This window comes from Luteibacter sp. GL_149, from assembly GCF_057834065.1.
Map to the genome: position 1 here is coordinate 707,166 of NZ_CM174395.1, position 11,396 is coordinate 718,561.

The 11,396-nt window shown below is 63.5% G+C and carries 5 protein-coding genes; all 5 read right to left on the reverse strand.

Annotation, left to right across the window (positions count from 1 at the left end; all coding sequences use genetic code 11):
* Nucleotides 1–38: 38 nt before the first annotated feature.
* The 5 genes from AC3IR3_RS03175 to AC3IR3_RS03195 all read right to left on the reverse strand — a co-directional run bounded on the left by AC3IR3_RS03175 (nt 39) and on the right by AC3IR3_RS03195 (nt 11,310).
* Nucleotides 39–2,891, reverse strand: coding sequence for a TIM-barrel domain-containing protein (locus AC3IR3_RS03175; protein WP_489195580.1), 2,853 nt, complete (start codon nt 2,889–2,891; stop codon nt 39–41).
* Between the two features lie 2 nt (nt 2,892–2,893).
* The gene (locus tag AC3IR3_RS03180; protein ID WP_489195581.1) at nt 2,894–5,407 is read right to left on the reverse strand and encodes a glycoside hydrolase family 3 protein; all 2,514 of its coding nucleotides are present in this window, start codon (nt 5,405–5,407) and stop codon (nt 2,894–2,896) included.
* Between the two features lie 11 nt (nt 5,408–5,418).
* Complete coding sequence (locus tag AC3IR3_RS03185) at nt 5,419–7,017, reverse strand: GH35 family beta-galactosidase (protein WP_489195582.1); 1,599 nt, start codon at nt 7,015–7,017, stop codon at nt 5,419–5,421.
* Complete coding sequence (locus tag AC3IR3_RS03190; protein WP_489195583.1) at nt 7,014–8,963, reverse strand: sialate O-acetylesterase; 1,950 nt, start codon at nt 8,961–8,963, stop codon at nt 7,014–7,016. Before AC3IR3_RS03190 ends, AC3IR3_RS03185 begins: the two co-directional genes overlap by 4 nt.
* A gap of 148 nt (nt 8,964–9,111) precedes the next feature.
* Nucleotides 9,112–11,310: a cellulase gene (locus AC3IR3_RS03195; protein WP_489195584.1), complete on the reverse strand. Its 2,199-nt coding sequence runs from the start codon at nt 11,308–11,310 to the stop codon at nt 9,112–9,114.
* Nucleotides 11,311–11,396: the final 86 nt, after the last annotated feature.

Below are 11,396 nucleotides of genomic sequence, written 5' to 3' on the forward strand. Positions count from 1 at the left end.
TTTCGCCGTCAAGCGGGCTCCTGCAACGGCAGGTGGCGTCAAAGCTGGATCGTCATCGCCTGGCCTGTGTACTCAACTTCCTTATCGGCCTTTGCGTCGAATTCCACGCCGGGACGCGCGTTCTCCGTGAGCTGCCGTACGCGGAACCGCCGCTTCTCCACCATGCCGGGGAAACTGCCCTGGCGTTCACCTATGTGAAGCGTATGGCTTGCATCGTCGTACGCGAGGGGAATGCGGCTGGACGCATTCTTCTCATAGCCATAGTTCGTCCCCTCGTCCTCGTACAACGAGAAACTGCCGTCGCGGCCGGGGTAGATATAGACCGTGATCGGCGCGTCGGGCTTCTGCCCGGTGTACTGGATCGCCGGGCCGACCGGAACGATGGCGCCGGCGCGAACGAACAGCGGCATGCGGTTGAGCGGCGCGTCGGCATCGATGGTCGTGCCGCCGGCGTGGCGTTTGCCCGTCTGGAAGTCGTACCAGTCCGAACCGGCTGGCAGATAGACCTTGCGGCTGCGCGCGCCGTATTCATGCACCGGCGCGACCAGGAAGGCCGGGCCGAACATGAACTCGTCGTCGATCGTGCGTACCTTCGTATCGTTCGGGAAGTCCATGACCAGGCCGCGCATGATGGTGCCATCGTTCTGCCAGGTATCGCCAGCCAGGGTGTAGATGTACGGCATCAGGCGATAACGGAGACGGTCGTACCACGCAAGGGATTCGTAGACGTCCGAACCCTTCGGCGCGAGATTGAAAATCTCGCGGTACGGAAACTGGCCATGCGAGCGGAACAGCGGGGTGAACGTGCCGAACTGGAACCAGCGAAGATTGAGTTCGCGCCATTCCTTCAGGTCGGCCGCACCGGGTTTTTCGTAACGTGGTTCCAGCGCGAAACCGCCGATATCGGTCGTCCAGTTCGGAATGCCCGACAGCGAGAAGTTCACGCCCGCCGATATCTGATCGTGCAGATTGCTCCAGCGCGACACCACGTCGCCACTCCATGTAGCGGCGGCATTGCGCTGCTGACCGGCGAACGATGAACGCGTCAGGATGAATACGCGCCGATCCGGCGCACTGGCACGCTGGCCCTCATAGACACCGGTCGTGTGGACCAGCGGATAGGAATTGAAGAACGCGGCACCCGGACCCCGAGCGGTCGGCCCCATGCGTAGCTTGCGCTCGGCGATGTCGAGATTCGAATGAATGTCGGGCTCGGAAGCATCGAGCCACCACCCGTCGATGCCCAGCACGCCCAGGTTCTCCTGGATTTGCCGCCAGTAGATGTCGCGCGCTTCCTTCGCATACGGATCGTAGTCGGAGTTGAGGTACCCGGTACCGATCCAGTCGCGCTCGCCCTTTTCGACATTGCGGCGATAGATGTAACCCTTGGCGTCCAGTTCCTTGTAGTTCTTCGTTTCCGGATAGAACTTCGGCCATACGGAAATCATCAGTTGCACGTGCATGTCGTGCAGCTGTTTCATCATGCCCTTCGGATCGGGGAAGCGTGCCGCATCGAACTCGTGCGAACCCCACGCGTTCTCGGGCCAGTAGCTCCAGTCCTCGACGATGTTGTCCAGCGGCAGGCCCAGCTTGCGATAGCGTGTCGCGGTGTCGACGATTTCCTTCTGCGTCTTGTAGCGCTCGCGGCTCTGCCAGAAGCCGTAGGCCCAGCGCGGCAGCATCGTCGCCTTGCCCGTGATCGTGCGATATCCGGAAACGACATCGTCGAGATTCGAGCCGGCGACGAAGTAGTAGTCGACCGCGTGACCCACCTCGGAATACATCGAGAGATCGCGCTGTTCCGCATCCGGTTGCGGGTCGAGATGGTATAGCGCGATATAACCTTCGTTCGGCTTCCACTCGATCTTGATGGTGTGCTTCGTGCCGGTTTCCGTGGGCAGACGGATGTTGTGGTACCAGGGGTTCCAGTTCTGACGCCAGTCGTCGTAGACGACCTTGCCATCGATGGTGAGCTTCGCGTAGCTGGACGAATACAGCCGGAATTTCTGTTCGCCGGAGGAAACGGTTTCGAACGACCCTTCCCAGACGACCCGGTCGGTCTTCTTTGCCGTCGGTTCGGCGGGCCAGGTCGCAAGATCCTTGATGTAGGCGTAGTTGACCTCGCGCTCGACGCGCGTCGCCTTCAGCGTGTCGCCGGTGTAGTAACGGGCGGTCAGTCCGCCTTCCTTACCATCCGCGTCGTAGAACTTCAGCGTCTGGCCGGCCAGCGGATACTCGCGCGGATCGCCGAAGCGGGTGATCGAATTGTTGTCCCACAGCAGACCGTAGTTGCGGGTGGAGACGACAAACGGTATGCCGACATCCATATTGTGCTGGGCGAGTTCGACGTCCTCGCCTTTGTAGTTCATCTGGCGGTTCTGGTGTTGTCCCAGGCCGTAGAACGCTTCGTCGTCGGGCGATTCGAAGCGCTGGCGAACCGCGACGAACGGTTTGCCTTCGACGGTCGTCTGCGCAAAGGTGCGGCCACCGGCGCGTTCGGCAAGGATGGGTTTCCCCTGCGCATCGGTAAAGCGGACGGCACCATCCTTCGTGGAGACATGGGCTTCGAGGGCCGCCGTCTTCAGCACGACTTCATCGCCGGACTCGTCGAGCGAGAACGACTCATCGCCGCCGGTTCTGACCGCCATAAGGCTGGCGGGCAGATCGAAGTTGCCGTCCGGCGTGACCGTGACATGCACGATCTTCGGCGATACGAGTTGCAGGCGTACCTTCTGCGTCGAGCGATCGACGGTGACGACGGCACCGTCCGCGATGCGTGTTGCGTGGCTGACCGGCGTCGTGGCATGGGCCGATGGCGACGACGAGCAACTGGCGAGCAACGCGGTGGCAAGCGGTGCGAGGAGCAGGGAAGCAAGTGTGGTGGACTTCATGATCAGTTCTCGAGCGTCAGGTCGGCCGCGAGCGGCGTATGGTCCGAGGCGTCGCCGACATAGACCTTGAAGCGGCCTGCGTCGATCTGCCAGTCGTGTCGATGCACGTCGTAGTAAGCGAATGCGCGGCGGTCGAGGGTCAGCGAAACATGGCGCGTCTGACCGGGTGCCAGCCGTACTTTCTCGAATGCCTTGAGCTCCTTCGCGGGACGGGAGACCTTTGCCGACGGATCGCCGACATAGACCTGCACCACGTTCGCACCGTCGCGCGAGCCGGTATTGATGACGTCGACATCGACCGTGATGCTGTCGCCTGCATGGGCCTGCGTCGCGGACAGCTTCAGATTGGCGAAGCGGAACGTCGTATACGTCAGACCGTAACCGAAGGCATAAAGCGGCTGGGCCTTGCGTGGATAGCTCGTATACCAGCGGTAGCCGAGGAACACGCCTTCGCCGTACTTCACCGTGGGGTGGGTGCCGGCCGGATGGGCGGGCGCGTCGTAGAAGTCGTGCACGGGGTTATCGGCGAAGCGATGTTCGAAACTGATGGGCAGTTTGCCTTCGGGGGCGCGGTCGCCGAAGAGGACTTCCGCGATGGCCTGCCCACCTTCCTGGCCGGGATACCAGTTCTGCAACAGCACCGGCACCTTGCCGAGCCAGCGATCCGTGGCGTACGCGCCACCGGAGGTGACGGTGACGACGGTTTTGGGATTGGCCTTCGCCACCGCTTCGATCAGGGCTTCCTGGCCCCACGGCAGATCGAAGGTGCGGTCGTAGGCTTCGCTTTCCGACGTGGAATCGAAACCGACGGCCACGACCGCGGCATCGGCCGAGGCGGCGATCTTGCGTGCCTCGGCGGAGATCAGCTCGTCGAGCGACACCACGCCCAGACCCATGCGGCTATAGCTGACGTCGGGCTTGTAATCGAGCCGGACATCGACAGCGTTGCCCGCCTTGAGGTCGACGGTCGCGTAAAGCGGTGCCTGACCTTCGCGTTCCGGCTGTGTCGTGACCGGTTTGCCGTCGATGTAGAGAACGTAAGTGTCCTTGCTCGCGGCCGCAGTCAGGAACAGAAAACGGCCGGACGTCTTCGGCACGAAGCGGCCGCTCCAGCGGATGCTGGTCCGGTCGACGGCGGGCGTCGTCCACAGTTCCGGTTTCCATTGGTCGATCTTGCCGTCCACATCGCTGACGGACGGCTTGCCGTCGAAGTTTGCGTTGGCGAACGTTTCGCGTTTCAGTCCCGGGGCGCCGTCTGCGGTGACGAATGCTTCCTGCTTGAAGACCTGCTCGGGCGAGGGCAGGCCGCGCGCATAGAGAACGCGAACCTTGCCTCCCAGGCGATCGGTCAGGCCGGTCAGGATGCTTTGCGTGCGGAATGTGTCGATATGCGAGCTGCCGCCCGCGCTGGCGTTGCCCGGATGCGCGGCCGGTCCGATGATGGCGATCGTGCGGATCGTATTTGCGTCGAACGGCAGGACCTTGTCGTTCTTCAGCAATACGAGCGCTTCGCGTGCGGAGTCCAGCGCGGCCTTATTGTTCTCGGGATCGAACAGGGGCAGCGCGGTGTCTTTCTGGTCCCGGTCAAGGAAACCGAAGCGCGCGGCGGTGCGCAGTATGCGGCGGACTTTGTCGTCCAGAGCGACTTCGGACAGACGGCCGTCGCGTAGCGCGGGAAGTATCGTCTCCGGTTTCATGGCGGTGGCGGCCGGCATTTCCAGATCGAGTCCGGCGTCGAACGCCTTGACGCCGTCGTGCGTGGCTTCCCAGTCGGACATCAGCAGGCCGCGGAAACCCCATTCGCCCTTGAGGATGTCGTGGCTGATGGGTTTGTTCTCGGAAAGATAATCGCCGTTGACGAGGTTGTAGCTGGTCATCACCGCGCCGGCATGGCCTTCCTTGACGGCCATTTCGAAGGCGGGAAGATAGAGTTCGCGCAGGGTGCGCTCGTCGATGAGAGTGTCGAGGTGGCGGCGGTCGTACTCGGAGTTGTTTGCCGCGAAATGCTTCACGGTGGCGACGACGCCTTCGCCCTGCACGCCCTTGATGAGCCCGACGGCGATCTTGCCGGCCAGCAGTGGATCTTCGCCGTAGTACTCCATGTTGCGACCGTTCTGCGGCGCGCGATAAAGGTTCACGCCGGGGCCGAGCAGGAAGTGCACGCCCCGGGCGCGCGTATCGCGGCCCATGGCCGTACCGACGCGCTGGGCCAGTTCGGGATCGAAGCTCGCGGCAAGGCCGATGCCTGCCGCATACGCCGTCGACGGGCCGGGCGCGCGAACGCCGAACGGGCCGTCGGACATGGTGAGTCGCGGCAGTCCGATCGCGGGAAGCGGACGCACGTAGAAATTCTCCACGCCGCCGAGAAGCGATACCTTCTGTTCGAGAGTCAGTTTGCCGAGCATGGTGTCGACACGCAGGTCCACCGTCGTGTCGTCGACGGCGGCGATCCGTGCGAACGCCGAACTCGCGGCGAATACCGTCAGCAGCGCGACGGTAAGTGCTTTCTTCAGCATCGTGACTTCCTTCAGAACGTAGCGAGTTTGACGTGCAGCACCTGCGGCACGTCGGTGAAGTTGAGGCCGTAGTCGGTCTGGTCGCCATTCCACAGGCGATCGAAGACCCAGTGGCCGTTCTCGTAGTGACCTTCCTCGACGCGCGCAAGAATGAAATTGCGCCGGGCGTTGGCTTTCCCGTTCCCGAAGTTCACGCGCGCGTGGCGGCCGGTGACGAGGTACTCGTCCTTGCCGATCTGGCCGATCAGCACGCCGCCGACGGGCTCGACGTTGCCGGGGGCCGGATCGACACCGAACTGCGGCTGGCCGTAGCCGATGTGCGCGGACCAGTCGCCGAGATCGATATCCTGGGTATACCGGTCGACCGGTTCGGCGACGCCCCATACCTTGCCTTGCCACGACAACTCGGCGAGTACGCCGGCGAGGGGTTCGATCAGTTTGTAGTTGTTCGCGAACGCGTCGATCGTTTCGTTGTCGACCTTGCGCGCGCCGAGTGGGTAGTTCGCATAGCCTGTGAAGTCCATGCCGAATGGCGAAAAGCCGATACCGCGTTTGCCGAGCGCCGCGAACATATAGCGTGCGTACGGTTTTGAGTTGCCGGTTTCGGCGACGAACAGTGCATTGTCCGGCCGGGCGTAGCGATCGAGCACGGCGGTGTACCTGTCGTACTCGGGCATATAGATATCCGGTGCCAGCAGGTCGAGCGAAGGCGCCGCCGCCTTCCAGACATCGAGTACGTTGTCCGTGGGACCGCCGCTGGAGTAACCGCCCGGCGGGCCGGGCTTGAACGGATCGCGCAAGGCCGCATTGGCGTACATCGGAAGGTCGTAGACCGCCTTGCCTGCGTGGGCTACCTGTTCGATGAAGTGTGCGACCGACCACGCATGGAAGAACTCCGCCGCGTCGGCGCCGTAGACCTGTTGCCACGTGCCGGGTTTTTTCCCGTCCCGCTTCAGCAGCGCATCGGGCACCGCACCGGCGAAGAGCTTGTCGGCGGAGGGCGAGTGGTCGCGATCGGTGCCATACGTCCCCGACTCGTTTTCCACCTGCATCATGATGACGGTATGGCGGTCACCGTCGATAGAGCGCAGGTGCTTCATCAACTCGACGAAGGCTTTGCGGTCGGCCTCCAGTGTGGCGGGAGCGTGCGGCGACAGCGATCCCAGTGTCTTGCCTTCGCGATTGATCACGCGCGGGAAACGGGTGTTATCGAGTTTTACCCAGGCGGGTGCGTAGTTCGGGCCGTTGTTTTTCCATGTGGCGAACCACAGCAGTACGAGTCGCACGTTGTGCTCGCGTGCCTGCGTTACCAGTGTGTCGAGAAAGCTGAAATCGTAACGGCCTTCGGTGGGCTCGATCTGCTCCCATGCGATGGGAACCTGTACGGTATTGGCATGCATCTGGCCGATCGCTGGCCAGACTTTGTCGAGCATCGCGGGCCACGCGCTGGAATTATTGACCTGCGCGCCGAGCACGAGGAACGGCTTGCCGTCGACCATCAGCGCGTGCCGTCCGTTCTCGCTGGCTATGCGCGGCATGTCGGCGGCCCAGCCTGCTCCGCAGGCGGCGAGCGCGAGAAGCAGCGCGCCGCTCAGTGTGCTTCGTTTCATCGGATACTCCGTTGGGTCGCGCTTTCCGTGCGGAATGGCGATGCGGGAAGGCCTTCGCCATTCGTCAGGTTGGCCTGTTCGGGGTTATCGCTCCACGCGTAGCGCACGGCGACGGGATGGGAGACGGCGTCGCTGGAAACGATAACGCGGTCGCCTTCGATCCGAGCCGTGGCGGGATGGAAGCGGCGGTCGTTGCCGGCGACTTCGAAACCCGCCGGCGCGTCGCCGTTACGGATGGCAAGCTTGCCACCGTGCAGATCAAAGCCGACGCTGGCGTTGGCACCGTTGACCTTCAGATCGCGATAGCGCGGACCCGACCACGTCGCTGTGTCGCCGAATGCGGCATGGCGCATGGCGAGCGCAAGTCGGTGTCCGACGTCCTGCTTGTTCGTCGGATGGATGTCTTTCGGATTGCCGATGTCGATGATGACTGCTTCGCCGGTCGCCGGCAGTCCCAGATTCGCGGACTGCGATTCGCGCAGTTCGGCCCACGGGCTTTCGTCCGGCGTGTCGACGCCGGATATCCAGTTGGCGAGTTGTACCCAGACGAAGGGCAGGGCGGGTGCTTTCCATTCGCCGCGCCACTGACCGATCAGGCCCGCGAATTGCTCGCGATAGGCCAATGCTTCGCCCTTGTTGGCGTTTGCTTCGCCCTGATACCAGAGCACGCCGCGCAGGGGGAAGCCGATGAGCGGATGGATCATCTTGTTATAGAGCAGTGTCGCGAGCTGGTTCTTTCCTTCGGCGGCAGTCACCGTGACGATATCCGGCCGGAACAGCCATGGCCCTTTCAGGGGGCGCTTCTCGCCGCCTTCGGGCTGGACGTAAAGCAGATTCGCGTCGCCGTAAATACCACCGTTTGCGCCGAGGTCTTCGACCTTGATGGCAATCGTGTTCGTCCCTGCATGCAGGTTCGCTGGGTCCACGCGATAGGCGCGTATGCCGTTCCATTTCGCCTTCGTTTCGCCGACCTGCGTTCCGTTGACGAAGCTGGTATCCGAATCGTCGATCGTGCCAAGGCCGAGCGTGATGCCTTGCTTCGCTTCCCGCGCGGTCAGCGTGAACGTGGTGCGATACCAGGCCGTTCCGTCCATACCGTAATAACCCTGGGTTTCCCAGTAGCCGGGGACGGTGATCGATACCCAGTCTTTCGTGTCGAGACCGGGCGAGGACCATGCCGCGCCGGTATGCGGCGCGGGGTTGCTCCAGCGGGCAAGGCGCCGACGCGTTGCGTCCGTCGCCCGTTGCTCGTCGGCGTCCATCTTCTTCACGCGCGCGGCGACATCGTCGGCGCGGACGCGGGCCGTGGTCGCGTTCATCCAGGCTTCGATGCGGCTGCCACCCCAGGTGCTGTTGACCAGTCCCTGTGCTACGCCGCTCTTTGCCTTCATTTCGCGCGCGAAGAACCAGCATGCGGCGGAGAACTTGCCGACGGTCGCGGATGATGCGGCAATCCACTCGCCACCGGCGAGGCGATCCTCGGGGGTGGGCGCCCATGAGTTGGGAATTTTGAATTGGCGTATCGCGGCGTCGTTGCCGTTCGCGATTTCGTTTGCCGCGTCGCGGGTTTGCGCCACCATGAATTCCATGTTCGACTGGCCGGAGCAGAGCCAGACGTCGCCGACGAGGATGTCGCTTATGTCGCGATGTTCCTTGCCGTTGTCGATGGCGAGAACGTACGGACCGCCGGCTTTGTGCGCGGGGAGGGCGATGTCGAAGCGGCCGTCGTTGCTTGTTTTTGCTTTGGCATGCTTGCCGTCGAATGTGGCGTGGACGATCGAGCCCGGGGTCGACCAGCCCCAGACATGCATGGGCTGGTCGCGCTGAAGGACGGCGCCGCTGGTGTAGACAAGCGGGAGGTCGAGCTGGGCGTGGGCGCTGAGGGGCAACAAGAGCAGCAAGCACACCTGTAGGAGCCCGCTTGCGGGCGATAGCCAACGGGGCAAGGAAGACGGATGCTCACATCGCGAGCCCGACCTTCTGGCTGCGAATGCCACGCATATCTTCTCCGCCCTGTTGGCTTTCGCACCGTCATTGATCTTTTGCTTGGCACAAGCCCGCGAGCGGCCTCCTACAAGATAGGTGCGCTTTCGGCTATTTGTTTTCATCGCCATAAAAAATCCCCCGGCCTCCCGTGGCGAAATACACGCGTCCGAAGAGGCGCGGGTCGCCTGTGACGTGTCCGATGCGGCCGAACTGGTGTGTGTCGTCATTGATTCTTACCCAGCTCGCACCGTCGTCGGTCGAGCGATAGAGGCCACGTTTCCCGTCGCGCTTGCCTGCGACGAATAGCGTGGGCGTGGTGCTTCCGGGCGCCGATTTGCCGAAACCCAGCGAATCGGCGACGTCGATATGCGCAGCGCGGCCGATCAATCTGCCGTCGCTGTTACCGTGGATGAGCCCGTTCGTGGCGCTGGCGAACCATATGTCGCCGGCTTTGCCCGGCGTGGCGTATGCCTGGCCAGCCCCCGCGGTCAGCGCGGTGGCGAATTCGCCGGCGATGGCTGCGAATTCGCGGCCGCCATCGCGACTGACGTACAACCGTCCGTCCATCGACGACCACGCATAGAATCGCTTCGGATCGACGCGATCGGCGAAAACGCGCGACCGGAACGGCACGCCCACGGTGCGTGTCCAGTGCGCACCGCGATCGACGGTCAGCCATGCGGTACGCGCCTGCGTCGGCATCCACACTACGGCAACGCCATCGGCCGCCACGGCGATCGTGCCCGCGCCGGCACCGTCATCGGGCTCGCTGGCGAAAGCAGTCCAGGAGCGTCCACCATCGACGGACCAGGCCGCGCGTGCCGTTGTGGGGTTGCCGCGGATGCGTCCGGCGCGAACGACGATGTCCTGCGCGTTGCCCGCGACGTCGATGTTTTCGGAATTCATGTAACGCGGCGGCCCGGCGAGTTGCAACGGTGCGCGCGTCAGGTCGTCGTGGCGGAATCCGTCGAGGTCGCCGACGGCGCTTATCAGTGGCGGACCCTTGGCTGGACTCACCAGTCCAAGCGGCACGGTTTCCTCGAGGCCGTCGTCCTGAAACCACCACGAAGCCCGCGCGCCGCTGTCGAAGGCGCGCAGGTTTCGCGAGCCCCAGATGCCGTATCCGGTGACGAACATCGCGTGATCGCTATCGAAAGGATCGATGACGACCGTCGTCATCCAGTGCGGTCTGTGGTCGCGCGTCCAGGTGGCGCTGTCGTGCTCGAAGTCGGAGCGAACGAATACTTCCGACCAGTGCTTGCCTGCGTCGGTGCTGCGAAAAAGCAGGTCGCCGTCAGGCTTGTAGTGGGCGTGCGTGCTGGCCAGCAGGCGATCGGGGTTCTTCGTGTCGACGGCGATATCGCCCCAACCGAAACCACTGGGCTTGCCGTCGCGCGGAATGGGCGTCACGTCGGTCCACCTATGGCTCTTCGGCTGGTAGTGCCATATCGCGCCGTCGTTCATCGTATCGGGACCCGGTTCGTCGCCGTAGGTCAGATACCAGCCGCCACGGCCATCGGCACGCATATGGGTAGGGCGCAGACCGGTCGGTTGTCCCTGCACGGGCTGCCATGCGCTGCCGCCGTCGCTGGACTCGAACAGCGAGGTCTCGCGTGTCGACACGCCGGCATAGACGGTCGACGTGTCGTAGACGGTGAACACAATGCCGATGGATTGCCGTCGCCAGCTGTTTTCCGCCGTGGAGGAAAGCGCGGTGGCGACGGCGGGAAAACTATCGACATGCCGCCAGGTCGCACCGTGGTCGTCGCTGCGCCACAGACCCGCGCCGCGCGAACCGAACATCAGCTGGCGGCCGTCGGCGGGATTCACCGACAAACGTTCGCCGTTGCCGCGCCCCAGTTCGTTACCGCCGAGCCTGAAGGGGAGGTCGGTGCGCCGGAACGTTGCGCCGCGATCGTCGGAGCGGAGGATGGCACCGTTGCCCGCTTGTTCCGTTGTATAGGTGCCGGCGGCCAGATAGAGGCGCTCGGGGTCGGACGGATCGAGCGCAAGGCTATCGATGCCGGCCAGGTTGACATCGTCCGCGTCGATCCAGTCGGTCAGAGGTATCCATCGTGTTCTGGCCGCGTCCCAGCGATAGGCGCCTCCCACATCGGTACGCGCATAACACAGGCCTTGCACGCGGGGGTGGCATGAAAGGCCGCTGACGTAACCGCCGCCGCCGATGCGTACGCTTTTCCATGTGTATGGAACGGCATCGCGCGCGGATGCACCGGTCGATATCAGCCCGGCCGCTATCGTCAGCAACGCGCTGTGCCATGACCGCCATCGTCGGTACGTGCCCATCCTTCTCCTCGTAAGCCACTACATGCCGGCAGCCCGTTAGGGATGCTCTGAATGATTCGGTCGTGGAGCGGGGGGGATGGGTAGTG